Here is a 24063-nt window from a genome sequence, read left to right as displayed (position 1 = left end):
GCCCTGCGGTTTTTTTATATCTGCACGCCACAAAATATGTGGCCTGGAGAAGTCAGATCCCCTAAATGTAAATCAATGTTTCAGTATTTTTTTGTGCCACAATTCATAACCCATTGTTTTTAAATGTTTATAAAAAATCACATCTGCATTGTTTATGATTACTTAATGCATGATTCAATATTTATATAGTTTTTACATTATATGATGCCCCGGTCAAATTAACAGGGCGTTCATTTCAATGAAAAATATCCGTTTATTAAATCTAAGCGCAATATTCTCTTTTTCAATTTATGCTGCTTTTTTACTTACCGCAAACCCTGCGCAGGCAGAGGAAAGTGTGATAGTTCCGCAAACTCAAACTGTTTCTGAACAGGGTAATAACGAAAGTTTATGGTCTGCATATAAAAATAATATTGCGGAAACCTGGAATGCTCCGCAGCACCAGGATCTCTTTCTGCCCGTATTAACACGCCACAATCGTCATACTCACAGTGAAAAACAAATTGATGGATATAACGAACATCCATGGGGTGGGGGTTACGGTGTTTCTCGCTATGATAAAAAAGGAAACTGGCATGCGCTTTATGCTATGGCGTTTAAAGACTCCTTTAATAAATGGGAACCCGTTGCCGGTTATGGTTATGAAAAGATATGGCAACCCCTGAATGATAAAGAATTCCGTTTAGGCGCCGGATATATTACTGCCGTCTCGGCACGTGATAATTATGATTACGTTCCTTTCCCGATGGTTCTGCCTCTGGTTTCAGCAGGCTATTCCCGGCTGACGTTCCAGGCAACTTACGTGCCAGGCGCCAACAGCAAAGGTAATGTACTTTTTGGCTGGTTCCGCTTTCAGTTTTGATAATTAATTTAATTACTTTAGTTTAATAATAGGATAATTCTCGCAGCCTCTCTGCGGATATTCTGAGTGTTCTGGGGATTCTAGGTGGTAATTGTATAAACAGAATCTAAATCATTTAAGGATAATTCTGATAATACATAATTTAAACGCTTTAAATTCATTAAATTAACGGCAATAAGGTTTTTTCGTTATACCTACGTTTACTTTATTGAGCCAGGCTTTGTTTATGATACTACCTCAATGCAGGGAGTTATTATGAAAATGCTAATCAATAAAGTCATAGCTGGTTTCATTGTGGTGGTGACATTAGGGTTAAGTTCGCCAGTCTGGGCATCCAATAGCGGGCTGGACCCGATGAACACCCCCAATAAAGATGGCACGCAGTCCATTTTTCCGCAGATGTGGGATACTTTCAAAGATAACGTGTCCAGCACCTGGAACGATTCTGATTCCCAGGACATCTATCTGCCGGTCATTACCTGGCACAACCGCCTGGCTTATGACAAAGAAAAAACTGACAGATATAACGAACGTCCGTGGGGCGGAGGTTATGGTATTTCCCGATATGATGAGAAAGGAAACTGGAACGGCATCTATTTTATGGCGTTTAAAGACTCACATAATAAATGGCAACCGATCGGGGGTTATGGCTGGGAAAAAATATGGCAGCCAATGAATGATAAAGATTTTCGTTTAGGATTAGGTTATACGGCGGCGGTCACCGCGCGAGATGACTATAAATATATTCCTATTCCGATCGTATTACCGCTGGCTTCGGTAGGCTATGACAAACTCACTTTTCAGGCGACCTATATTCCCGGTACTCACAACAATGGCAACGTGTTCTTTGCCTGGCTGCGTTATCAGTTCTGAATCAGTTTCTTTGTGACTGAACAAAGCCCCGGACGCAGGTTGTGAACCTGATCCCCCACTTCTGGTGAATATTCCACTATGCTAGAAATTCATCGCAGGAATCAATCTGTTGGATCCTGCGGTGATTTTTTATTTCAGGGAATCTACAAAACTATTCATTAAGAGGATCACTCGTGAAAAAAGCATCCCGTTTTCTTGCATTGTCTGCACTTGCCTGCGTTTTGCCGCTCTCCGTGCCTGTCGCTCAGGCCGCTCAGTCCGATAATTTAGAACTGCAACAGGTGCTGGTGCTTAGCCGCCACGGTATCCGTGCGCCGCTGGTCAATTATGGTGATGTGCTGGCCGAATCCACCACGCACACCTGGCCTGTCTGGAAAACTGAAGGTGGCTTGCTGACGCCAAAAGGCGGCCAGGTTTCCGAGCATATGGGACATTATTTCCGCGCCTGGCTGGCGAAAGACAAACTGCTGCCTGCCGCCGGATGTCCTGCAAACGCGCAAGTCTTTACTTACGCCAACAGTTTGCCGCGCACCATTGATACCGCGAAACACTTTACGACCGGCGCTTTCCCCGGCTGTGATGTGGCGGTCATCAACCGCGTAGAAATCGGTAAAATGGATCCGGTCTTTAACCCCATTATTACTGCCGAAGTGAACGAAACCTTCAAAACCAGCGCGTTGAATTCTGTTAATCAGCATGCGGGTGAGGGCGGTCTGGCGGGGTTGAATCAGCGTCTGAAACCCAATTACCAACTGCTGGAAAGTATTCTCGATTACAAAAACAGCAAAATCTGTAAAGAGAAACAACAGTGCGATCTGGCATCTCAGCCGTCGGATGTCGTGCTGACGCAGGGCAAAGAGCCGGGCATTACCGGGCCTCTGCGCATGGCGACCGGTGCGACCGACGCGTTCATGTTGCAATATTACGAAGGTTTCCCGATGAAAGACATCGCATGGGGAAAAATCAGTACGCCTGAACAATGGACGAAGCTGGAAACTATCAAAAATCTGTATCACGAGACCCTGTTCGGCTCGCCAGCGATTGCGGCGAATGCGGCTAAACCGTTGCTCACCTTTATTGCCGGCTCACTGGATCCAAAACTGGCGAATACCGCTGACGAAAAAGCGGCACAGCAGTCAAAACTGGCCGTGCTGGTCGGGCATGATTCGAATATCGCCTCGCTGCTCGCCGCGCTGAAAACGCAGGACTACACCTTACCGGGTCAGTACGAACGTACGCCAATCAGCGGCACCGTTGTTTTCCAGCGCTGGCATGACAAGAAAGCCAATAAAGATTTGATGAAGATCGAATACATTTATCCGACCGCGAAGCAAATCCGTAACAATGTTGCGCTGAGTATCAAAAATCCTCCTGAGCGTGTGACGCTGCAAATCGAAGGCTGTGCCGTCGATAAACAAGGTTTCTGCCCGATGGACGAATTCACTCAGGCTGTGCAGAAAGATCTGCAAGGTTAAGCTGAGTTATAAGACGTCTCCAGCCCGCTCCGGCGGGCTTTTTTACGCCTGAACTGTGCCGCAGGTCTTTAGCGCTGAACTGGCAATAGAATGCATTTTAAGTCAGTTCGCCGAAGTGCCGGGATGCGGGATAATTTGCCGAAGCCTTTATCATCAGTAGCGCGGAAAATTATGGCGTCGACCTCCTTTTACCTCAGCGCCCGACAGCGGGCGGATATCGTGGCCCGTTCCCGCCGCATCCTGTGGCGGCTGGAATTACCGACGTGGGTGCTTATCGCTGCCGTCTACAGCGGCTGGTTTGCCGTCGTCATGTTCTGGACGTCGCTCGGCGTGTGGATCGGCACGCCGCTGCTGATTTGGTTCACCACATGGTACATGTCGCTGCAACATGAACTTATTCACGGCCACCCGACCCGCAAACCGTGGTTAAATCAGCTGATGGGCACGCTGCCGCTGGCGGTCTGGTATCCGTACGGCCTGTATCGCGATACCCATTTGCAGCATCACGTTAATGAACATCTCACGCTGCCCGGCGACGATCCCGAAGGCTATTACTTCAGCCGCAACAGCTGGGAAACGCTTTCACCGGCAATGAAAGCGCTGGTTCGATTACGCAATACCCTGCCGGGCAGAATGCTGCTCGGCCCGCTGCTGGATATTTGCAGCACGCTGACCGGCGCATTCACGGCGGTGTTTCGTGGCGACTGGCGGGCGGTCACGATGTGGCTGACGCACGGCATTTTGCTGGCGGGATTGCTGTACTGGATGGTACAGCGCGGTTTATCGCCTGCCTTTTTTATTCTGGCGGTGAGTTATCCGGCGCTCAGCCTGACGAAAGTCCGCTCTTTCTTCGAACACCGTGCCGAACATGCGCCCGAGGCGCGATCCACCCTGAACGAAGCCGGTCTGGTGTGGCGGATCTTGTTCCTCAACCTGAATTACCATCTGGTGCATCACGATCTGCCTGGCGTCCCGTGGTTTGCATTGCGTCAGGTGTATGCCGCCGATCGTGAGGCATACATTGCGCGAAGCGAAGGGTTTGTGGTGAAAGGTTACCGGCAGTGGTTTCGCGATCACTCGAGGTCTCCGGTCGCCGTCGAAAGTCATCCTTTTGCGCCGGAGGGAGTGCCAGCGCAACCGTCGCGCAGCGACTATGATTATCAGCAGGACACCCCCTGACGGAGTCGCCAAATCATGCTGATGTCTTTACCGATGTACGCCATCTCCCCGCCTGACGTTGAGGCGTTCGCCAGCGTGTTGCGTGACAAGCTCCGCCAACTCGGCCTGCACGATACGCCTGACTCTCTGAGCTGGCCGCAGACGTTGCTGGCGCACTGGCAACGACCGGATTTACTGCTCAGTCAGACCTGCGGATTCCCGCTGGTGGAAAGCCTGCCGCAGGTGCAGCTGGTGGGATTATTCAGCTACCGCGCTCCCGGCTGTGACGGGTTCCGTTACCGCAGCTTTTTAGTTGTGCGTGAGGAGGATAAAGGGCGGTTTCTGGCTGATTTCCGCCACCGACGTCTGGCGTTCAACAGCACCGATTCTCAGTCCGGTTATAACAGCCTGCGCGCACTGGTGGCTCCGCTGGCCGACGCAGGGCGATTTTTTTCTGAAGCCTCAGCAACGGGCAGCCACCGCGAATCCCTTCATTTTATTCAGCAGAGTAAAGCCGATATTGCGGCTGTGGATTGCGTGACGATGGAATTGCTCAAACGCGCGGAACCTGAAACCCTCACCGGCCTGGTCGTTATTGGCCAAACTGCTGCCGTGCCCGGTTTACCGCTGATCACATCAGCACAAACCTCACCGGAACAGCTGGCGATTTTACGACAGGCATTGCATGAAATCGCGCACGAACCCGTCAGCGAGCCGTTACTGATCGAAGAGTTCACCGAAGTGCCGCGACTGGCCTACGGCGTGATCGCGCTAATGAAAGAGATCGCGCAGTCGTTCGGCGTCAGTGAACTGACCCTGCAAAAAACGGCATAAAAAAACCGGGCTTCTCAGCCCGGTTTTTAATTTCTCACACCATATTTTCAGTGCGTTTCGATAGGGAAATCTTCGTTCACGTCACCCCATTCTGCCCACGAACCGTCGTACAGCGCGACATCTTTCACGCCCAGCGCGTCCAGCCCGAAAGCCAGTGCCGCGGCGGTTACGCCCGAGCCACAGCTGGTGATCACCGGTTTATTCAGATCCACGCCCAGCTTTTCGAACGTTGCTTTCAGGGCCTGTGGCGCTTTCAGATGACCGTCCTGCGTCAGCTCGGTAAAAGGCACGCTAAGGCTGCCCGGAATATGGCCGCCGTGCAAACCCGGACGCGGCTCCGGCGCTTCGGCTTTAAAGCGCGCCAGCGAGCGGGCATCGATGATTTGCACTTTGCCCAGGGATTCTTTGACCTGCTGTGCCGAGACGACCACCGGACGCACAAGTTTGGCGTTGAACGTTGAAGGCACGCGGGTGTGTTCACCGCTTTGTGTCGGCTTACCTTCGGCAATCCAGGCGTTAAGGCCACCGTCCAGCACGCGGACGCTTTTCGCGCCGAAACTGGTCAGCATCCACCATACGCGCGGCGCAGAGAATAAATCGCCTTCATCGTAAAGCACGATAGTTTGCGTGTCGGCCACGCCGAGACGGCTCATTGACGCAGCAAATTCTTCGGCTGTCGGCATCATATGCGGCAGGCCGGTAGTACAGTCGGAAATGCTGTCGACTTCCACATAGATTGCATTGGGGATATGCGCTTCAAGATATTTGGCATGAAAATCAATCGGCGGGGTGATGCCCGGCTTGGATTTCCGACAATCGATAATGACCACGTCCGGTGAATTCAGATTCTTCGCCAGCCAGTCGGTAGATACGGTATGGGTAGAAAAAGTCATGTTCTGTGCCTTATCTTTTTTGTGAAGCCAGCTCAGAGATCGCCCGGGATCAGGGAATAGACCCAGGCGTCGCGCGGCTGACCGTGATAATAAAGACGATTGCGATGCAGGCCCTCGGAAGTGGCACCCGCTTTCTCCGCGACGCGGCGGCTGCGGAAGTTGCTTTCCATCGCCACAATTTCCAGCCGCGTGAGTTCAAGTTCGGTAAAAGCAAAACGGGCCGCCGCTCTGACTGCCAGCGTCGCCAGACTCCGGCCGGTGTACCCGGTACGGATCCAATATCCGACATTGGCGAACTTATATTCCTGCACGATGCGGTTAATGCCCACGCTGCCAATCAGCTCACCGCTGGCGCGATCGAACAGACAGAAATTGAATTCTGCGCCGCGATGGCGTTTTTGCTCGCTGTCGGTCAGATACTTGCGGCTGTCCTCCAGCGTGTATTTTTCGGTGCACCAGGTTTCCCATGCGCCAATTTCTTTTACTGAGGCCTGAACGGCTGCAAAGTGCAGCACGGCCTCCAGTTCGTTTGCAGCACGGATTTCGATTTCTTCGTCCTGATAAATCTGGCGTGTCATCATGATTATCATCCGTCAGTGTAGAAATGATTCGGAAAAGCAATCAAATCAGCCTCACACATACAGCATCAATATGTCAATTGGCGGCAAGGGCAATTAAGTGTGAAAAAACAGCGCTGTCTGGCTTGCGGTCTTACTCCTGCGGGACCAGCATCACCAGCTTGCAGTCGGCATATCCCGCCGGGAAAAATGTCTGCTGACGGTAACTTTTTTCACCTTCCGCCGGATGATTAAAGCGCCGTTCACCTCCCTCCCGCGACAAAACTTCCTGCTGCGTCCACCACTGATTGAAGTCTGTGCTGCGTTCGCGCAGGCTGATAACGGTCTCCCGAACCGCATCCGAATGCGCATAGTGGCTGGTTTCGGCGCGAAATTCTGCGACCACGCGCTTGGCGCGTTCAGCCCAGTTAGTCACCAGTTTACGCGCCAGCGGATGCAGAAACATGAAGTCGAGCAGATTGGGTTGCGGATCAGCCCCCAGCCAGCCGCTGAACAACGCTTCGGCCTGAGCATTCCACGCCAGTACGTTCCAGCAGCTGTCGAGCAGATAAGCAGGGCAGGTGAACTGATTCACGCAGTTTTTCAGGCTGACGTCCGGTGCGCCGGAAATGTGCACAGCCTGCGGATCTTTCACCGCCGCTAAGCTGAACAGATACTCGCGCGCGGCCGGTTCCATCCGCAAGGCGTTAGCGAGATTATCGAGCGTAGCCGCGGAAATAGACACATCACGCCCCTGTTCAATCCATGTGTACCAGGTGGCGCTGATGCCACTGATTTGCGCCAGCTCCTCACGCCGCAGGCCGCTGGTTCTGCGGCGCGATGACCCTGGCAGCCCGACCATTTCCGGCGTAACCCGCTCACGGTGGGTACGTAAAAAAAGCCCCAGTGCCTTCGGGCCGGTGAGTGACTCTGCGTTATCTATCATTCTTATCTCTCAGACTGGGAGTAACTGATACCAGTATAAACGCTCATATTGTACCCGTATAGAACAATGCCTATAGTGATTTTGAGGTCATTTGAAACCCGCATTTATCCCCATAAAAACAAGACAGGCAGGAGCAATGATGAACATGAAAAATACTCACAGTGAGGCGGTTGATAAGCAGTTTGGTTCGCAGGCACAGGATTATCTGACCAGCGCCGTTCATTCACAGGGCGCGGATTTGAAGCGGCTGGCAACCCTGCTGGCACCGCATAAAGAGGCGCAGGTTATCGATCTGGGCTGCGGTGCAGGACACGCCAGCTTTGTGGCGGCGGGCGTGGTGAAAAGCGTGATTGCCTATGATTTGTCCGCGCAAATGCTGGCGGTGGTGGCGCAGGCGGCGAAGGACAAACACCTGGATAACATCCGCGTACAGCAGGGCGTAGCGGAATCACTGCCGTTTGCCGACAATAGCGCCGATGTCATTATCAGCCGCTATTCCGCGCACCACTGGCACGATGTCGGGCAGGCGCTGCGCGAAGTGGCTCGTGTGCTGAAGCCGGGCGGGAAATTCATCATGATGGACGTGGTGTCGCCGGGACATCCGCTGCTGGATATCTATCTGCAAACCATCGAGGTGTTACGCGATACGTCGCATGTGCGTAACTATTCGCCGGGCGAATGGCTGAATATGTCATCAGAGGCCGGGTTGATTACCCGCGAGGTCACCACCGACCGCCTGTCGCTGGAGTTCACCAGCTGGGTCGCACGCATGCGCACACCGGAACATTTCTCCGTGGCGATCCGCGAGTTGCAAAAAGTGATGTCAGACGATGTCGTGCAGCATTTCGAGATCCAGCCCGACGGTTCTTTCACCAGCGACATTATGATGCTGGTGGCGTCAAAGAACTGAACGAATTGAAGAGGGGGAATAGCGCCCTTCTGTAAAAGGAGGGCGCAAAACGGCAGTTTTTATTTCTTCCCAAACATCTTTTGCCCAAGCAGCACTGCACCCAGAACAGCAGCGCCGACCACCAGGCCTACACCCAAATCAGTAGCGCCGGTGATCAGCGTATTCACCCAGCCCTGATGGCCGTGGGTGAATTTTTCCAGCAGGCTGTGCATGAAAGGCAGGCCATGGCTGATAATGCTGCCACCGACCAGGAACATAGCAATCGTGCCGACGACCGACAGCGTTTTCATCAGCCATGGCGCAAGATTCACAATGCCACGGCCAAACGCACGCACGCCGTTCATGACGCTGCTCTCACCGGAGAGTTTGCTCAGATACAAACCTGCATCGTCGATTTTTACAATCGCGCCCACCAGTCCGTATACGCCGATGGTCATGGCGACAGCAATCAGCACCATGACGGTGACCTGATTGAGGAACGGCGCAGCGGATACGATACCGAGAGAAATCACGATAATTTCAGCCGAAAGAATGAAGTCGGTGCGCACTGCGCCTTTTACTTTTTCTTTTTCGAGTTTTTTCGCATCAGCATCGGTTTTTACCTGTTCCGTTGCCGGTTTTTCTTCTTCCTGATGTTTGCCGGGCATCAGTTTGTGCGCGACTTTCTCAAACCCTTCATAACATAAGTACGCGCCGCCAATCATCAGCAACGGCGTGATAGCCCACGGAATGAAGGCACTGATCAGTAGCGCCAGCGGCACCAGTATGGCTTTGTTTAACATCGAGCCTTTCGCCACGGCCCAGACGATCGGTAATTCCCTGTCGGCTTTTACGCCCGTGACCTGTTGTGCGTTCAGCGCTAAATCGTCTCCGAGCACGCTGGCGGTTTTTTTTGCCGCCACTTTGCTCATTGCGGCCACGTCATCGAGAATCGATGCGATATCATCGATTAAGGCCAGAAGGCTACCACCCGCCATAATGTATGCTCCCCATAAAAACGTCCTTAGTATCATTGTTTAAATGAGCTCCCGCCCGCGCGGAAGCCCGAATCTGCGACCCTGACTGTGCAGGTGATCAAGGAAGCAGAAAATTCATAAAAAATAATCATATCAGTGATTGCACTACGGCGTCGATTTGTGCGAATGTTGTGCGGGCTATAAATAACTTTGAAAACTCTCCATCATTTCTCCATCAAATATCGTTAATTCTCTTGCAGTTATCATCGCCGAAATACTTCCTTTCAATCTCTCCTTATTTTTACCACAATGGTTAAACTTCTTTACGTTGCATTACGCCCCCTTTCATTGTTTCAACGATAATTATTTCAACGGATTACTTCCGCTCCATTAATTAACGAAACTAACGAAAGAAAGGTGCGTAATATGAAACTCTTACCTGCAATTACAGCTGTTGCTATTACTGTTGCTTCATTCTCAGCGCTGGCGGCTTCGCCAATTACTGCGCAAGAAGCACAAAGCGGGACTTACCAGTCACTGGGTATGGTGTCTGTGAGTGCGCCAAGCACCGTTCCGGGCAGCATGAAAGATGCATTGAACCAGATTGCCAGCGATAAAGGCGCAACACACTACCGCGTTGTCGGTGCGGGTACGCCGGGCGATTCAAGCCTGAACCGTGCAAACGTTGAGTTGTATAAATAAAAATCTGACTGTCTTCTGATTCACTTCAGATAGCGTGTGAGAAGGCCAATGTCACCTGACGTTGGCCTTTTTGTTATTTATACATAACCCGGCATAACGCTTTTTTTGGGAGTTATCCCATGTGATTTATTTTTAATTAGCCTCTGTGACGTTTATTCCCCTTATTAATCATTTCTTAAGAATTTTTCTGTTATATAAGGGTCTATTTCCTCAGGAGGTAGTTAATATGTTGAATGCCGCGAGAATGACGATTAAGAACACCGGTCTTTCGATCCAGAATCAATTTTTTTATTTGCAGAATTTTATTAGCTCACCACGGACAATGGGGACGCTGATGCCGTCGTCCCCCTGGTTGTGTCACGCGATGCTCAGCCAGATCGACTGGACAAAGTCTTTACATATCGCCGAGTTAGGCGCAGCTGACGGCGTGCTGACGCGGCGGATCCTTAACCGCATGCGTGCGGATGCACGGCTGGATGCTTTTGAGATTGAGCCGGCGTTTATCCGCAAGCTGAATCTGTTCGACGACCGACGGTTACAGGTTATGGCGCATTCAGCCGAGCACCTGACGGGAGATTATGATGCCGTATTTTCCTGTCTGCCGCTGCTGTCGATGCCGACGCGCATCAGCATGAAGATTTTGCAGAAAACGCAGCAGCAGCTGAAGGCGAAAGACGGTGTACTGGTGCTGTTCCAGTACAGTCATCTTTCCGAGAAAATGCTCTCCCGTTACTTCACCTGGAAAAAAATCCGCGTTGTGAAAAATTTCCCCCCGGCACTGGTCTATATTTGTAAACCACACTGATACAGCACTTTAGCGATCCAAGCTGCTGAGAACATTGCGCTGTAAAGATTTATCAGTATGATGCCACGGGTGGCGTAAATAAAACGCTACAGAAGCTTCACCGGCAGGTGACAAAAACCTGCCAGTGAGGCTTTTTTGTTGTACTATCTTGCGAGTACGTCCAGGCGCCAGATCAGCAACTATTTTGACATTCATGCGTCAGGTAAATGATGGATTTTCATCAGATGAGCAACGAGGCTCCCGGGGAATTAAGGACAGCGTTAATGACACAACCCATATTCATGGTAGGCGCGCGTGGCGCAGGTAAAACGACAGTTGGGAGTGCTCTGGCGAAAGCGCTGGGCTATAAATTTGTCGATACCGATCTCTATCTGCTGGGTACCTCAGGGCTCAGCGTGGCCGATATCGTTGACCGTGAAGGCTGGGCAGGTTTCCGCCGTCGTGAAACTGAAACGCTGAAGGCGATAAGCTCGCCGCTGACCGTGGTCGCTACCGGTGGCGGTGTGGTGCTGTCGGCGGAAAACCGTGATTTTATGCGCCAGACAGGCACCGTTATCTATCTGCGTTCACCGGCCTCCACGCTGGCAAACCGTCTGGAAGATGCCCCGATGGAAGATCAGCGTCCTACGCTGACCGGTAAGCCGATCACTGAAGAAATGATGCAGGTGCTGAATGAGCGCGAAGCATTGTATCAGCAGGCTGCACATCACGTTGTCGACGGTACGCAGGATCCGGCGCAGGTGGTGAATGCCATCATGGAAGCACTGGCCTTGCCGATGGCACGCTGACAGCCGTGATGATGAAAAACGACGAGCCCAGGTGGCTCGTTTTTTTATGTCTGCGGGGTGGGAAATCACGGAAAACGTAAACAAAATGGGCCACGTTATGTGATGAGTATCACGCAGGGTTACTTATTGTTCTTACGAATAGATGGGAGTAAGGTAATAACTCAGGTGATTACTTTAACCTCCACTACGGAACCCATGATGAAACCCCTGATGTCGTTCTTTCACCAGCACAGCAAAGCGATGCCCGCTGTCTGGTCGGTCACTATCATCCTCGTCGAAGCCTCTATCGCGCTGTATATTTTGCGTAATCTTTAATCGCTATAATCTGCTGAGTTTGACGCGCGTCACCTCATAAATACTCGGCAATTCATTCCCCCTTTCTCTTTAATGAATGGCTTTAGGATTATCTTTAAGCATATTTATTAAGTGCAATTTTATTCCGCCAAAAATAAACGCCTTGACGCTGACACGTATCAGCACTATTTTTCAATCAACTTTACAGGAACCTTGTTCCACATAGCGGAACTCTTCTCTTTATGAGCACTTTAGAGAATGCGACGGCAGTACTGAAGTTATTTTCGAGGCAGGGCGTCAACCAGGGTCATCCGGGGCTGTCATTTAGCGATGTGGTGAACAATTTAGCCTTGCCAAAAAGTACCGTGTCCCGATTATTAATGACCATGGAAAGTGAAGGCTTATTAGAGCGCGATCCGGACAGTCGTTTATATCGAATCGGAAAATTATTACTGGCGATATCCAGCCACTATTTATCGACGCCGCTGGTCGATGCGACAACGCCTTACATGACGCAGCTCAGTCAGCTGACGCAGTGCACCGGTTATGTTTCGATGCTCGAAGGCCGCGAGATAATGATCATGCGGATGTTTCCTGGCAGAACTTATCTGCAGGTGGTGACACCGGCGGGCAGTTTATTACCGGCGCATGAAACGGCGATTGGCCGGGCGATTCTGGCGCGCTACAGCGACGATGAAGTTCGCGAGCGGTATCGCGGCGAATATCAGGTGAAATCGGCGAATTCACCGAAAAGTATCGATTTATTATTAGTGCGGCTGGCTGAAATCCGGCAGAACGGATTGTCCTTTGCCAATAACGAAACCTTGCAGGGGATCAGTTCTTTAGCCACCAGTATTTTTAATAAGCACAGAAATGAGATTGTGGGGTTAGGGCTGTCTTTCTCTTCCCCAGCCGAAGGAAAGGGCATACCGGAAGGGATAAAGGATGGCCTGACCGCCGTGACCCGAAAAATTGCTGAAAAGCTGGGTGATGATGACTGGATTAATCATCAGCGTCTCTCCGGCTTGCAGTAAACGCATCGGGCAACCGATGCAGAAAGTGAAGTGAGTACCAGACCGACACCAGGGCTTATTTAGCCAGCACTAAACAATGACTGTTCCACGATGAACAGCGTTCGTAACCGTTTTTAGCTCATGCGCTTTTGCGCCGGTTACGTGGTTTAAGAGGACTTTGTGATGAGTTTACAAAACACATTTACGATATCTGCGTTTTATCCTTCCTTGTGCCATTCAGGGGCGACTGACCTGAATGGCCGGACATCCCGCTTATGATGACTTCTTTTGCTACCCTCACCATTGGACAGGCGCCGCGCAGCGACATAACACCGCTGCTGATGACGCATCTGCCGGACGAACCCGTCACGCATGTCGGGTTACTGGACGGCCTTAGCAGGGAGCAAATTGAGCAGCGTTATGCGCCGCAGGAGGGCGAGGCCGTGCTGGTCGCGCTGTTACTGGATGGTTCGCAGGTTTTACTTGCTGCGGCCGGTGCCGAGCGTGGATTGCAGGAAAAAATCCACCAGCTGGAAGCGCAAGGATGTGCCACTATTCTGCTGCTGTGCGGTGGCGAATTCAGCAGTTTACATGCCGACAGCGCATTGCTTATCGAACCGGAGCGGATGATCCCGCCGCTGATTGGCGCGATGGTCGGAACGCACCGGGCTGGCATTGTGGTGCCGGTGGAATCCCAGATTGGCTGGCAGACGAATAAATGGCGCAAGCTGGAACAGGCACCGTGTTTTGCGGTGGCGAGTCCGTATTTACCTGACGACCAGGCACTGACTGATGCGGCGATACGCTTTGCCGAGCAGGGTGCGGAAGTGGTGGTGCTTGATTGCTTCGGCTACAACCATCATCACGTTGAAGTGCTAGAGCAGCATCTCGATATCCCTGTGTTACTGGCGAATGTGCTGATGGTGCAACTGGCGGCTGAACTGGTGGCGTAAGCGGGGTTGTGTGCGTGCGTGACTCCCCACAATGGCACTGTGCAGACGTAAAATCAAATCAGTGATTGCGGTTTGCGGGCGGTGTCGCCGGGTGGGGAGAAAGCTATAATAATCAGTGACAGCGGCGGGTTTTTGCCCCTAATATGAAACCTCTGAAAATTATCGCAAAGGGCCAATCTATGTTGAAAAATAATGAGTATTTTGACGGGAAAGTAAAATCGATTGGTTTTGACAGCGAAAGTACGGGTGCCGCCAGCGTTGGCGTGATGGCCGTCGGCGAATACACATTTGGCACGGCAAAACCGGAAGAAATGACGGTCATCAGTGGTTCACTGAAAGTGCTGATCCCAGGCTCTCCGGACTGGCAGGTCTTCAAGCCCGGCGAAACGTTCTACATTCCGGGTAAAAGCGAATTCAACCTGCAGGTCGGCGAAACCACCTCGTACCTGTGTAAGTATCTGAGTAAATAAACCGTTTCAGACACAGTACCAATAGAAAAGGCGCCAATGAGCGCCTTTTTTACGTCCGGAGTTTGCGGGTTATCTTTGGGCTTCGCCGCCCAGCGCTTCGATCAGGTTTTGAATCAGCGCGGCCAGTTCACCGGTCATCAGGATGAAGTCGGCATCAAAGCGGCCAGCGAAATCTTCGCGGTCGATATCTTCGTTTTGATCGCGAATAACATCGCTGAATTTCAGACGCTTGATGCTGCCGTCATCGGCCAGCACCACGGCGATACGTTCCTGCCAGTCCACCGCCAGCTTGGTCACCAGCTTGCCATTCTCAATGTGCGTGGCGATTTCGTCACTGACCAGCGCCTGTTTTTTACAGCGGATCACGCCGCCTTCTTCCAGAATCGCTTTCAGCTCAGCTTCGTCCTGCAACGTGAAACCGGCCGGGGTCACGCCTGAACGTACCCACTCGGTCAGCGTCAGTTCGATTGGGCTTTCCATGGTCAGCGGCACCACCGGCAGCGAGCCGAGGCTTTTGCGCAGCAGGGCCAGCATATCTTCGGCTTTCTTGGCGCTGGCGGCATCGACCATGATCAGGCCGTTAACGGTGTCGATCCACATGAAAGTCTGGCTGTAGCGGCTGAAGGCGCGTGGCATCAGGCTGTGCAGCACTTCGTCTTTCAGGGAGTCTTTTTCGGTTTTCTTCAGCTTGCGATGCTGTTCACCTTCGAGCTGGTCGATCTTGGCCTGTAACTCCTGCTTGATCACCGGAGAAGGCAGAATTTTTTCTTCTTTACGCGCGCAGATGAGGATCTGGCCGCCGTTGACGTGAGTCAGCGCGTCGCCACCGTGGGAACCCATCGGTGAAACCCAGCCGGTTTTCGCCATGTCCTGGCTGCCGCACGGAGTAAAGGTGAAAGCGCTGAGCTGTTTTTCCATTTCGTCAGCAGATAACGAAACTTCACGGCTCAAACGGTATACCAACAAATTCTTAAACCATAACATGGCGTTATCCCTGTCCCGGCGCACTCGTGGTACGCTGATTAAATGAATACAGGGCGGCATGATACTCAATTGGGCGTCAGCCGTCGTTAAGAAATCGCCCCTGTGCGAAACATTGCATAACACCTTATTCTGGTGGTTGCCGCTTCAGGCTTCTAAACTGGATTAATGATAAAAAACTGACCCTACCCGATGTGACAGGAGAAGAAAACGTGCGAATTGGCATTGATTTAGGTGGCACAAAAATAGAAGTCATTGCGTTATCCGACGAAGGCCGTGAGCTTTTTCGTAAACGTGTGGATACGCCAAGGAATGATTACGAACGCACGCTGAAAGCGATTGAAGGGCTGGTGCTGGATGCCGAGAAGGCCACCGGCCAGCGCGGCAGCGTCGGTCTGGGTATTCCCGGCACGCTTTCTCCGTTCACCGGTAAAGTGAAAAACTCGAATTCGGTATGGCTCAACGGCCAGCAGCTGGATGAAGACCTGGCGCTGTTGCTCAACCGCGAAGTGCACATTGCCAACGACGCTAACTGCCTGGCGGTGTCCGAGGCCACCGACGGCGCAGGCGCAGGCCGTAACACGGTGTTTGCGGTGATCATCGGCACCGGCTGCGGTTCCGGCGTGGCGCTGCACGGTGCCGCGCACGCGGGGGGGAACGGCAATGCCGGGGAATGGGGGCACAATCCGCTGCCGTGGCAGGATGATGAGGAAAGACAGTTTGCCAGCGAAGTGCCGTGTTATTGCGGAAAATCAGGCTGCGTTGAGACGTTCGTTTCGGGTACTGGATTTGCGGAGGATTATTTCCGTCTGTCCGGCCAGCGGCGGAAAGGACCAGAGATTATTGCACTGGTGGAAGAGGGCGATGAAACAGCGGAGCTGGCGCTTGGGCGTTATGAACGTCGCCTGGCGAAAGCGCTGGCAAACGTGGTGAATATTCTCGATCCCGACGCAATTGTGCTCGGCGGGGGAATGAGCAATGTCGATCGCCTGTATGACACCGTTCCGCTGCTGGTGAAACAATGGGTGTTTGGGGGGGAATGCGAGACGCCGATCCTCAAAGCCCTTCACGGCGATTCCAGCGGCGTACGCGGTGCGGCATGGCTGTGGCCGCAGTCGCGGTTTGCGCTTTAATCTTTATTATCCTTTGAGAAACTATCGGGCGCGGGATTTGCTAAAAATACCGCGCCCGTTCATTCGGTCAGAGCGCCATCTCCCGTTTAAACACTTCCAGCGTATGCGCCTTCACGCGGATAAATTCCGGGTGGCTCATGATTTCTGAACCGCGCGGGCGCGGCAGATCGAACGGCACGATTTCTGCCACCTGGGTCGGGCGCCGCGTGAGCAGCAAAATCTCATCCGCCAGAAATACCGCATCTTCCAGATCGTGAGACACAATCAGCATGGTGACACCGGTCGCCAGCTGCACTTCCTGCAATTTATCGCGAATAAACAACGTCATTTCGAAATCCAGCGCCGAGAAAGGCTCGTCCAGGAACATCACTTCTGGCCGCGTCGCCAGTGCCCGCATGATGCACACAGTTTGCTGCTGCCCGCCGGAAAGCTCATAGGGATAACGTTTGAGATCGAAGCGAATATCAAACATCTGCGTCAGCTCATCGACGCGGGCGTTCACCTCGGCCTTGCTCATGCCGTTACGCACCAGCGGATAGGCGATGTTGGAACGTGCACTCATCCACGGAAACAGCGCATCGCGGTAGTTTTGAAATACGTAGCCGATGGTGGTCTGCGCCAGCGTTTTGCCGTCGAAAAGAATGTCGCCTTTGTCTACCGGGATAAGCCCGGCGATCATGTTCATCAACGTGGATTTCCCGCAGCCGTTCGGCCCGAAGATCGACACGATTTTGCCGCGCGGCAGATCCAGGTTGAGATCCGTATACAACGGCTGCCCGGCAAAGGCTTTGGTCAGCCCGCGAATAGTGACATGGGTATCCGGGCGCGTGGCGTATTGCGGCAGCTGAGGGCCTTTGTAATCAGGTTTTAGCGAGAGAGGTTGCGTCATGCTTTGCTACTCCAGTGGACGGTTTTTTTCTCGATCAGCAAAAAGGCCAGATTCAGTAAATAGCCCAGTGCGCCGGTGATAAGGATCGAGGCATACATGTCTTTGATATTGAAGACCTGCTGCGCGTCGATGATCCGATGTCCGAGGCCGGTTTCCGAACCGATAAACATTTCAGCGACGATCACGATGACCAACGCAATCGACACGCCGGTGCGCAGGCCGACAAACGTCTGCGCCAGACTTTCCATCAGCAGGATGTCTTTGAAAATGTGCCAGCGGGAAATGCCCATCACTTTGGCCGCCATCAGGCGGGTTTTCTTGGCATTCATTACGCCGTAGGCGCTGTTGAAAAGGATGACCAGTACGGCGGCAAAGGCGGCAATGGCGATTTTGTTGGCGTCGGTGATGCCGAAAATCAGCATGAACAGCGGGATCAGCGCCGAGGACGGCGTCGAGCGGAAGAAGTCGATCAGAAACTCCAGGCTGCGATACACTTTTTCATTGCTGCCTAAAATCACGCCGAGCGGGACGCCAATCACCGCCGCGAAGCCAAAGGCCACCAGCGTGCGATACAGGGTCGCGCCGATGTCAGTGCGCATCGAGACATCAGAAAACGACTGGAACATGAAGCCCAGCGTTTCGACGGGCGAAGGCAGCAGCACCGGATTCAGCCATTTGGCGCTCACTGCCAGCTGCCAGAAAAGAAACAGCAGCACCGGGCCAATCAGCGGCAATAATCTCGAAGACCAACGTGACGTCATAATAATTCCCCTTATCCCTGATAAATCAGCGAAGCGACATCCACCGGTTTGCTGAAGATTTTTCTTTCCGTAAAGACGTCATAAAACTTCTGGAACCATTGCAGGTTGTCGCCCTTTAGGTCGGGATACATCACGAAGCCCGGCAGCGGCACTTCTTTCACCAGCGCCGGTTCGATGCTGGTATATCCCGCCACGTTTTCCCGTGCTTTGTCCGGGTTGGCGGCAATAAATTCCACGGCTTTCTGGTAGGCGGCGATAAACTTTTTCGCGGCGTCAGGGTTGCTTTGAATGAAGGTGGAATTGAGCGCCGCTGCGCCGCCGAACCATGGAGCATCGGCATTACCGAGCACGTATTTGGAGATGACGCCGGTTTCCAGCGTGCGCGAAAGATGTTTCATACGCCCGACGGTGCCGGTCGGCTCAAGCGTATAAACGCCGTCAATTTGCCCGGCAGCAAGGGCTGGGGCGTGCTGACCGACGGGGAGTTCGATCACTGAGGGATTAGTGAACCCGTTCTTTTCCAAAATGATTTTTGCCATGGTGACGTTCTGGATGCCCGGCCCGCAGGCGATTTTCTTGCCTTTCAGATCCGCGATGGTTTTCGCCGTGCTGTTCAGCGGGACCAGAAATTCATCTAACACCAGCGTGTGATTGGACGGATTCGAACAGATAATTTTGAACAAGCCGGGCGATGTGATTTCCCCTAAACCCAGCGCACCGGTGGCGGTGCCGTTGGCGCAGCCGTGGATCCTGCCGGTTATCATTCCTTCGACAATTTGCTGTGCGCTGGCAAATTTGACGCCTTTGACGTTCAGCCCGGCCTCTTTAAAGAAACCCTGTTCGAGCGCGACGTACAACGGCAAACCACCGACAATCGGCCAGTAGCCGATGCGAATTTCATCGTCGTCCGCGGCGAAAACGGTGGTGGGGATCATTCCGCCCAGCGTCATCACGCCGCCGGTGATCGCCAGCCATTTCATCATCTGACGGCGTTGTTTATTGAACGGAAGGATTTCAGGTTTGTCGTTTTTCATCGGCGTTCCCCTTGGCGGTTATGCAGGCTGTGCAGCTTGTACTGCAACTTGTATACATAACGTTAAGCACAGGGCGTGCCAGATCGACGGTTTAACGAAATAACCGATTATTCATCAGGTTGTCTGGAGAGAGCGCACTGCAACGGTGCGATTTTTGCGCGGGTGCTCACAGAAAGGATCCACCACAGGGCAAGGCGATAGCACGATTGCTAGCGGCTTGCCCTGTGGCAAAGCGGTCAGACTTTAAATTCACTGCTCAGGCGGCTGACGCCCAGACCGTTCACTTTGGTGACTTTGATTTGCACCGGAATGCGGTCTTTCATCGCTTCGACGTGGCTTATCACGCCGATGGTTTTACCGGAGGCATTCAGGCTGTCAAGGGCGTCGAGCGCGGTGTCCAACGTGTCAGCATCAAGCGTGCCGAAACCTTCATCGAGGAACAGCGAATCAATGCGGGTTTTATCACTGACCAGATCGGACAACGCCAGCGCCAGCGCCAGACTCACGAGGAAACTCTCGCCGCCGGAAAGCGTACGGGTATCGCGCACCGCATCGGCCTGCCAGGTATCGACCACCTGCAACTCCAGTGCGTCGCTGGTTTTGCGCTGTAACAGATAGCGGCCGTGCAGTTTTTCCAGCTGACGGTTCGCCAGATACACCAGATGATCCAGCGTCAGCCCCTGGGCGAATTTGCGGAATTTCGCGCCGTCGCTGGAACCGATCATCTGGTTGAGATAGCCCCAGTCGTCGCAGGTCAGCTGTGTCTGTGCAATCTGACCGATTAACGCCTGTTGTCCGCTGTGCCGTTCTTTATCAAATTTCAGCTGATTGCTGACTTCACCGAGTTGCTGCTGTAACCCTTTCAGCTGTTGCGCCAGCGCGGCCTTTTCTGCGGTCAGCTGAGTGAGGTCGATTTCGTTCTCGCTCAAATGTGCAGGGCGTGCCAGACGGTGAGTTTCCAGCGTCGCGCTGGCATCACTCAGCAGTGCCTGCGCCTGCGCCAGCTGTTGTTGCAGCCGTTCTTTTTGCCGCTGTAGTTGCTGACGCAGCCCGTCATCGAGCAGGGCGAGTCTCACCGCATCTTTGTCAGAGAATTCGCTGGCGGCCAGCGCCTGTTGCCACTCGCTCTCAGCCTGATGCAGACGTGCCGTGGCCAGCTGATGTTGCTGCTGTGTGCTGGCCAGCTGACCGGCCAGTTTATCGCGCTGTTCCTGTGCTTTGTTCAGTGCGTCGGTCGCGTCGCTGACGGCTTTCTCGGCGGCCAGTTGCTGCTGATGTAAGTGCTCGCGAACCTGCGCAATCTGGCGATCGCCGAACAGACTGCGACGCTGCGCGTTCAGCTCTGCCAGCGTTTTCTCGCCTTCAGTAAACTGTTTTTGCAGGTGCTCCATCTGTTCCTGAAGTCTGACCTGACTTTGCCCGATAAGCGTAAACCGCTCGCTCAGCAGGGCGGCGTGTTGCTGCGTTTTCTGTTGCTCCGTCACGGCGTCATTCAGCGCATCTTTCGCCTGTTGCAGGGCCCGCGCCAGCTGTTCGTGCTGACCCAGCAGATCCTGAGATTGTTGTTCTTCGCGATCGCGTTCCGCCAGCCATTGCTGAGCAGCGTCGGTATCCTGCAACCCGAACGTCAGGTTCAGCGGGGTACTCAGCTGCTGCCAGCTTTCCTGATGTGCGTTCAGCTGTTGCTTATCCTGCTCAAGCTGGGTTTGCAGACGCATTTGCTGCTCTTTCAGGCTTTTGATCTTCGCCGCCAACTCAATGCCGCTGGCTTTTTCTTTATCGAATTCTGCCTGCATTTGCTCCAGCCGCTGCGCGGTTTCTGACGGTTTGACGTCCTGGTAGCTTTCCACCGCCGGATGCGACGTCGAGCCGCACAGCGGACACGGCTTGCCGCTTTGCAGATTCGCGCGCTCGGCGGTGAGGCTGACGATCAGCTCTTCACTTTTCAGGCGCGCTTTAACGTCATTGAGATGTTCCAGTTGCTTCTGACATTGCAGACGTATCGCGCCAAGCCGCTGTTCTTCTTCCGTGACCTGCGTCTGGATCTGTAGGAAATCGGCGTTTTGCTGCACCACCCGGCGATTCAGCGGAGGGTAAAGCTGTGCGAGCGAATACAGCTGCTGGCGCACTGGCCGAAGTTGTGTCAGTTCGGCTTGGCGTTTTTGCAAGGCCGTCAGCGGATGCTGATTTTCCAGCGTGGCCTGATGTTGTTGCTGCGCGGTGAGTGCATCGGTCAGGGCCGTATGCCGTGTCTGATGCTGACGACTTTGCTCCTCAAGCTTCTGGCGTTCGGCGGTCAGCTGTTCCAGCGTGAGATTCTGTTCGCTGACTTGTTTTTGGACATCATTCACTGACTGCCGGGTGTCGTTTTGCGATTTCTGCCACTGGGCGATGCTGTTATCCAGTGGCAGGATCTGTTCTTCAATCAGCGTCTGCTGCTGGCGCTGTTCTTCGGCCTGTTTCTGGCGCTCACTCTGCGCCAGTTCTGCGGCCTGTTTCAGCGGCGTCATCTGCGCCAGTTGCTGTTCCTGCTGGTGAATCAGCTCTGCGGTCTGCTGTTGCAGGCTTAGCGTTTCCTGCTCGCATCGCTGGCGATCGTTCAGTCGTGAACGGAGTTTTTCCGCCGGTTCGCTGCGCGCCAGTTGCTGTAACTGCGGCGCAGCCTGCGCCATTTCCTGCTCCGTCGCGGCCAGCTGTTGCACCGATTGCTGATGCTTTTGCTGCACCTGCTGCCACTGTTGCAGCCAGTTAAGATCCTGCTGACGCTGCTGCGCCTGCTGACTGAGGCTGATTTCCTGCGCGTTCAGTTCTTTAAGCTGCATTTCCAGCGCCAGACGCTGTTCTTCACTGAGCAGTTCGATACCGGCCATGCGCTGATGCAAACCGTCGAGCGCCACGCGCGCCTCTTTATGTTGTTCGAATACGCGCTCAGACAGCTGGCCGTAGATTTCCGTGCCGGTCAGTTCTTCCAGCAGTTCGGCGCGATCGTTGGCGTCGGCATTGAGAAAGGCCGCAAACTGCCCCTGCGACAGCATCATCGATTTGGTGAAACGGCCAAAATCCAGGCCGGTCAGTTCTGCAATAGCGTCAAGTTTATCGCGGACTTTATCCGCCAGAATTTTGCCGTCCGCCAGCAATGCCAGCTCGACTTTCGGCGCCTGTAAATTGCCGTCCGGCGAGTTCTTCGCCCGGCGCTGGCTCCAGAAGGCACGGTAGCCAATGCCTTTGACCTCGAACTCCACTTCGGCCAGCGATTCGGCGGTGTGGCGGGTCATCAGTTCATTCTGGCTGGGTGTGACGTTGAGGCGCGGCGTCTGATGATACAGTGCGAGACAAATGGCATCGAGCAGGGTGGTTTTCCCCGCGCCGGTCGGGCCGGTGATGGCGAATAATCCGTTGCTGGCAAAAGGCTCAGCGGTGAAGTCGATTTTCCATTCGCCTTGCAGCGAGTTTAGATTTTTTAAACGCAGGCTGAGAATTTTCATTGTGCGGCGTCCTCTGCGTGATGGCCGCTGGTGACCTCATCGACCACCTGCGCGAACAGCGTGCGCATCCGCGCCTGACGCTGTTCGTCGGCGTCCGCTTCGAGCGACAGCCGCCGCTCGAAGACATCGCTCACGCTCAGCTCGCTGAGGGTTTCTTTTTCCTGTTGTTCAATGCTGTTAATGCGCTGTTCTTTACTGCGGCGCAGCAGCACGACTTCCACCGGCAGTTCGGCGGTCAGCGTCTGGATCCGCCGCTGAATGTCGCTGAGGTAATCCTGCGTCGCGACTTCAATATCAAGCCAGACCGGTTTTGTGGCATCGCCGTCGGTAAACTGCATCAGTTGTTTTTCTATTTCGGCCAGCGAGCCTTTGATCATCTGCATCGGCTGAAATACCGGAATTTCCAGCGTGTCGATGCTGTTAAGCGTTGCACCCGTAAAATCGAGCAAAAACACGCTTTTGGCTTTGCCGAGTTCGTCAAAACTCAGCGCAATCGGCGAGCCGCTGTAGCGGATGTGGTGGGTTTTCGCCACGCACTGGGCGCGATGAATATGCCCGAGTGCAACGTAATCGACCGGCGGAAAGGCCTGTGCCGGAAAGGCGTCGAGGGTGCCTATATAAATGTCACGTACCGAATCCGAGGTGCTGACGCCGACGGTGGTCAGATGGCCGGTGGCGATGATGGGCAGCGGAACGCCGAGCTGGTCACGCTTCGCCTGTGCCGCTTTATATAAAGCGTCATAATGGGCGGCGATGGCTTCTTGCAATGCCAGCTGCTTGTCGCTGCCGGACTGACCAGCCTGACTGGCTATCAAATCGCGCGGGCGTAAGAACGGGATCGCACACAGCACTGCGCCGGGCGAGCCATCCCGATGATTTAATTCCAGAACCTGCTCAGACAAGTCTTCACCGACGGTAGCGATCACGCGGGTATTGAGGCAGGAAAGCAGTTCCTTAGATTCATTGAGCGTGGCGACAGAGTCGTGGTTGCCGGCCAGCACTACCAGCTGGCAGCCGGTGTGTTGTAATTCCACCACGAAGCGGTTATACAGTTCCCGCGCATAGCTCGGTGGCGAGCCGGTATCGAAAATATCGCCCGCCACAATCACGGCATCTGCCTGATGAATTTCCACCTGTTCCGTCAGCCAGCGCAGAAAAGCCTGATGCTCGGCGGCGCGGCTTTTGGTAAAGAAATACTGGCCAAGGTGCCAGTCTGAAGTGTGGATCAGGCGCATGAAACTCCCGGTGATTCGCTGCACGGTAACAATGGCGCAAAGTATAAACGCCGTCG

Annotated in this window: 23 protein-coding genes; 13 read left to right on the top strand and 10 right to left on the bottom strand. The window is 53.5% G+C overall.

Annotation, left to right across the window (positions count from 1 at the left end; genetic code table 11):
• The first annotated feature begins 238 nt into the window (after positions 1-238).
• The 5 genes from pagP (I2123_RS19030) (at position 239) to I2123_RS19010 (ending at position 5202) form a co-directional block, all read left to right on the top strand.
• Positions 239-862: a lipid IV(A) palmitoyltransferase PagP gene (gene pagP, locus I2123_RS19030; RefSeq protein ID WP_112164256.1), complete on the top strand. Its 624-nt coding sequence runs from the start codon at positions 239-241 to the stop codon at positions 860-862.
• Between the two features lie 354 nt (positions 863-1216).
• Complete coding sequence (gene pagP, locus I2123_RS19025) at positions 1217-1735, top strand: lipid IV(A) palmitoyltransferase PagP (protein WP_213052568.1); 519 nt, start codon at positions 1217-1219, stop codon at positions 1733-1735.
• 173 nt (positions 1736-1908) lie between these two features.
• A complete protein-coding gene (gene agp / locus I2123_RS19020; protein WP_112164257.1) occupies positions 1909-3210 on the top strand; it encodes a bifunctional glucose-1-phosphatase/inositol phosphatase in 1302 nt (433 codons plus the stop codon).
• 171 nt (positions 3211-3381) lie between these two features.
• Positions 3382-4389 (top strand): fatty acid desaturase, encoded by a 1008-nt coding sequence (locus I2123_RS19015; RefSeq protein WP_213051264.1) that lies wholly within the window; start codon positions 3382-3384, stop codon positions 4387-4389.
• A 15-nt stretch (positions 4390-4404) separates the two neighbouring features.
• Positions 4405-5202, top strand: coding sequence for a phosphate/phosphite/phosphonate ABC transporter substrate-binding protein (locus I2123_RS19010; RefSeq protein ID WP_213051263.1), 798 nt, complete (start codon positions 4405-4407; stop codon positions 5200-5202).
• 47 nt (positions 5203-5249) lie between these two features.
• On the opposite strand, the gene sseA is transcribed toward I2123_RS19010, so the two are convergent.
• The 3 genes from sseA to I2123_RS18995 form a co-directional block, all read right to left on the bottom strand.
• Positions 5250-6095 (bottom strand): 3-mercaptopyruvate sulfurtransferase, encoded by an 846-nt coding sequence (gene sseA, locus I2123_RS19005; RefSeq protein WP_112164260.1) that lies wholly within the window; start codon positions 6093-6095, stop codon positions 5250-5252.
• A gap of 32 nt (positions 6096-6127) precedes the next feature.
• On the bottom strand, positions 6128-6676 hold the full coding sequence (locus I2123_RS19000; protein WP_213051262.1) for a GNAT family N-acetyltransferase: 549 nt from the start codon (positions 6674-6676) through the stop codon (positions 6128-6130).
• 130 nt (positions 6677-6806) lie between these two features.
• A complete protein-coding gene (locus I2123_RS18995) occupies positions 6807-7598 on the bottom strand; it encodes a helix-turn-helix transcriptional regulator (RefSeq protein ID WP_213051261.1) in 792 nt (263 codons plus the stop codon).
• Between the two features lie 139 nt (positions 7599-7737).
• Between I2123_RS18995 and I2123_RS18990 the strand changes: the two genes are divergently transcribed.
• Entirely contained in the window at positions 7738-8508 is a 771-nt protein-coding gene (locus I2123_RS18990; protein WP_213052567.1) for a class I SAM-dependent methyltransferase, read from the top strand.
• 59 nt (positions 8509-8567) lie between these two features.
• On the opposite strand, the gene I2123_RS18985 is transcribed toward I2123_RS18990, so the two are convergent.
• Positions 8568-9485 carry a DUF808 domain-containing protein gene (locus I2123_RS18985; protein ID WP_213051260.1) on the bottom strand — a complete coding sequence of 306 codons (918 nt, stop codon included), beginning with the start codon at positions 9483-9485 and terminating at the stop codon, positions 8568-8570.
• 405 nt (positions 9486-9890) lie between these two features.
• Between I2123_RS18985 and I2123_RS18980 the strand changes: the two genes are divergently transcribed.
• The 6 genes from I2123_RS18980 (at position 9891) to ppnP (ending at position 14489) form a co-directional block, all read left to right on the top strand.
• A complete protein-coding gene (locus tag I2123_RS18980) occupies positions 9891-10166 on the top strand; it encodes a YdgH/BhsA/McbA family protein (protein ID WP_112164265.1) in 276 nt (91 codons plus the stop codon).
• A gap of 226 nt (positions 10167-10392) precedes the next feature.
• Positions 10393-10971, top strand: coding sequence for a class I SAM-dependent methyltransferase (locus I2123_RS18975; protein ID WP_112164266.1), 579 nt, complete (start codon positions 10393-10395; stop codon positions 10969-10971).
• Between the two features lie 263 nt (positions 10972-11234).
• Positions 11235-11759 carry a shikimate kinase AroL gene (gene aroL, locus I2123_RS18970; protein WP_213051259.1) on the top strand — a complete coding sequence of 175 codons (525 nt, stop codon included), beginning with the start codon at positions 11235-11237 and terminating at the stop codon, positions 11757-11759.
• A gap of 536 nt (positions 11760-12295) precedes the next feature.
• On the top strand, positions 12296-13087 hold the full coding sequence (locus tag I2123_RS18965) for an IclR family transcriptional regulator (RefSeq protein ID WP_112164269.1): 792 nt from the start codon (positions 12296-12298) through the stop codon (positions 13085-13087).
• Positions 13088-13341: 254 nt separating this feature from the next.
• Positions 13342-14019, top strand: coding sequence for an AroM family protein (locus I2123_RS18960; protein WP_112164270.1), 678 nt, complete (start codon positions 13342-13344; stop codon positions 14017-14019).
• A gap of 179 nt (positions 14020-14198) precedes the next feature.
• The gene (gene ppnP / locus I2123_RS18955; protein ID WP_213051258.1) at positions 14199-14489 is read left to right on the top strand and encodes a pyrimidine/purine nucleoside phosphorylase; all 291 of its coding nucleotides are present in this window, start codon (positions 14199-14201) and stop codon (positions 14487-14489) included.
• A gap of 69 nt (positions 14490-14558) precedes the next feature.
• Here ppnP and rdgC read toward each other — a convergent pair whose 3' ends face one another.
• Complete coding sequence (rdgC, locus tag I2123_RS18950) at positions 14559-15473, bottom strand: recombination-associated protein RdgC (RefSeq protein WP_112164271.1); 915 nt, start codon at positions 15471-15473, stop codon at positions 14559-14561.
• 209 nt (positions 15474-15682) lie between these two features.
• Here rdgC and mak point away from each other — a divergent pair, with 209 nt between their 5' ends.
• The gene (gene mak, locus I2123_RS18945; protein ID WP_213051257.1) at positions 15683-16603 is read left to right on the top strand and encodes a fructokinase; all 921 of its coding nucleotides are present in this window, start codon (positions 15683-15685) and stop codon (positions 16601-16603) included.
• Between the two features lie 67 nt (positions 16604-16670).
• On the opposite strand, the gene I2123_RS18940 is transcribed toward mak, so the two are convergent.
• From I2123_RS18940 to sbcD, 5 genes are all read right to left on the bottom strand, one after another.
• Positions 16671-17492, bottom strand: coding sequence for an ABC transporter ATP-binding protein (locus I2123_RS18940; RefSeq protein WP_244207762.1), 822 nt, complete (start codon positions 17490-17492; stop codon positions 16671-16673).
• Positions 17489-18253, bottom strand: coding sequence for an ABC transporter permease (locus I2123_RS18935; RefSeq protein WP_112164273.1), 765 nt, complete (start codon positions 18251-18253; stop codon positions 17489-17491). Before I2123_RS18935 ends, I2123_RS18940 begins: the two co-directional genes overlap by 4 nt.
• Positions 18254-18264: 11 nt before the next feature.
• Complete coding sequence (locus I2123_RS18930; protein WP_112164274.1) at positions 18265-19287, bottom strand: ABC transporter substrate-binding protein; 1023 nt, start codon at positions 19285-19287, stop codon at positions 18265-18267.
• A gap of 236 nt (positions 19288-19523) precedes the next feature.
• The gene (gene sbcC, locus I2123_RS18925; protein ID WP_213051256.1) at positions 19524-22772 is read right to left on the bottom strand and encodes an exonuclease subunit SbcC; all 3249 of its coding nucleotides are present in this window, start codon (positions 22770-22772) and stop codon (positions 19524-19526) included.
• Entirely contained in the window at positions 22769-24007 is a 1239-nt protein-coding gene (sbcD, locus tag I2123_RS18920; protein WP_213051255.1) for an exonuclease subunit SbcD, read from the bottom strand. The genes sbcC and sbcD overlap by 4 nt, the downstream gene beginning before the upstream one ends.
• Positions 24008-24063 lie beyond the last annotated feature (56 nt).

It is taken from the genome of Rahnella inusitata (assembly GCF_018288855.1).
GTDB lineage: Bacteria > Pseudomonadota > Gammaproteobacteria > Enterobacterales > Enterobacteriaceae > Rahnella > Rahnella inusitata.
This window is presented reverse-complemented; position numbering and strand designations above follow the sequence as displayed.

Bases quoted from the DNA above. Each gene is read 5' to 3' on its own strand.
- sseA (WP_112164260.1), bottom strand. From the start codon at position 6,095: ATGACTTTTTCTACCCATACCGTATCTACCGACTGGCTGGCGAAGAAT.
- rdgC (WP_112164271.1), bottom strand. From the start codon at position 15,473: ATGTTATGGTTTAAGAATTTGTTGGTATACCGTTTGAGCCGTGAAGTT.
- I2123_RS19000 (WP_213051262.1), bottom strand. From the start codon at position 6,676: ATGATGACACGCCAGATTTATCAGGACGAAGAAATCGAAATCCGTGCT.
- sbcC (WP_213051256.1), bottom strand. From the start codon at position 22,772: ATGAAAATTCTCAGCCTGCGTTTAAAAAATCTAAACTCGCTGCAAGGC.
- sbcD (WP_213051255.1), bottom strand. From the start codon at position 24,007: ATGCGCCTGATCCACACTTCAGACTGGCACCTTGGCCAGTATTTCTTT.
- I2123_RS18960 (WP_112164270.1), top strand. From the start codon at position 13,342: ATGATGACTTCTTTTGCTACCCTCACCATTGGACAGGCGCCGCGCAGC.
- I2123_RS18985 (WP_213051260.1), bottom strand. From the start codon at position 9,485: ATGGCGGGTGGTAGCCTTCTGGCCTTAATCGATGATATCGCATCGATT.
- I2123_RS18975 (WP_112164266.1), top strand. From the start codon at position 10,393: ATGTTGAATGCCGCGAGAATGACGATTAAGAACACCGGTCTTTCGATC.
- I2123_RS18980 (WP_112164265.1), top strand. From the start codon at position 9,891: ATGAAACTCTTACCTGCAATTACAGCTGTTGCTATTACTGTTGCTTCA.
- I2123_RS18940 (WP_244207762.1), bottom strand. From the start codon at position 17,492: ATGACGCAACCTCTCTCGCTAAAACCTGATTACAAAGGCCCTCAGCTG.
- pagP (WP_112164256.1), top strand. From the start codon at position 239: ATGAAAAATATCCGTTTATTAAATCTAAGCGCAATATTCTCTTTTTCA.
- I2123_RS19015 (WP_213051264.1), top strand. From the start codon at position 3,382: ATGGCGTCGACCTCCTTTTACCTCAGCGCCCGACAGCGGGCGGATATC.
- I2123_RS19010 (WP_213051263.1), top strand. From the start codon at position 4,405: ATGCTGATGTCTTTACCGATGTACGCCATCTCCCCGCCTGACGTTGAG.
- I2123_RS18990 (WP_213052567.1), top strand. From the start codon at position 7,738: ATGAACATGAAAAATACTCACAGTGAGGCGGTTGATAAGCAGTTTGGT.
- aroL (WP_213051259.1), top strand. From the start codon at position 11,235: ATGACACAACCCATATTCATGGTAGGCGCGCGTGGCGCAGGTAAAACG.
- I2123_RS18935 (WP_112164273.1), bottom strand. From the start codon at position 18,253: ATGACGTCACGTTGGTCTTCGAGATTATTGCCGCTGATTGGCCCGGTG.
- I2123_RS18965 (WP_112164269.1), top strand. From the start codon at position 12,296: ATGAGCACTTTAGAGAATGCGACGGCAGTACTGAAGTTATTTTCGAGG.
- I2123_RS18995 (WP_213051261.1), bottom strand. From the start codon at position 7,598: ATGATAGATAACGCAGAGTCACTCACCGGCCCGAAGGCACTGGGGCTT.
- pagP (WP_213052568.1), top strand. From the start codon at position 1,217: ATGAACACCCCCAATAAAGATGGCACGCAGTCCATTTTTCCGCAGATG.
- I2123_RS18930 (WP_112164274.1), bottom strand. From the start codon at position 19,287: ATGAAAAACGACAAACCTGAAATCCTTCCGTTCAATAAACAACGCCGT.
- ppnP (WP_213051258.1), top strand. From the start codon at position 14,199: ATGTTGAAAAATAATGAGTATTTTGACGGGAAAGTAAAATCGATTGGT.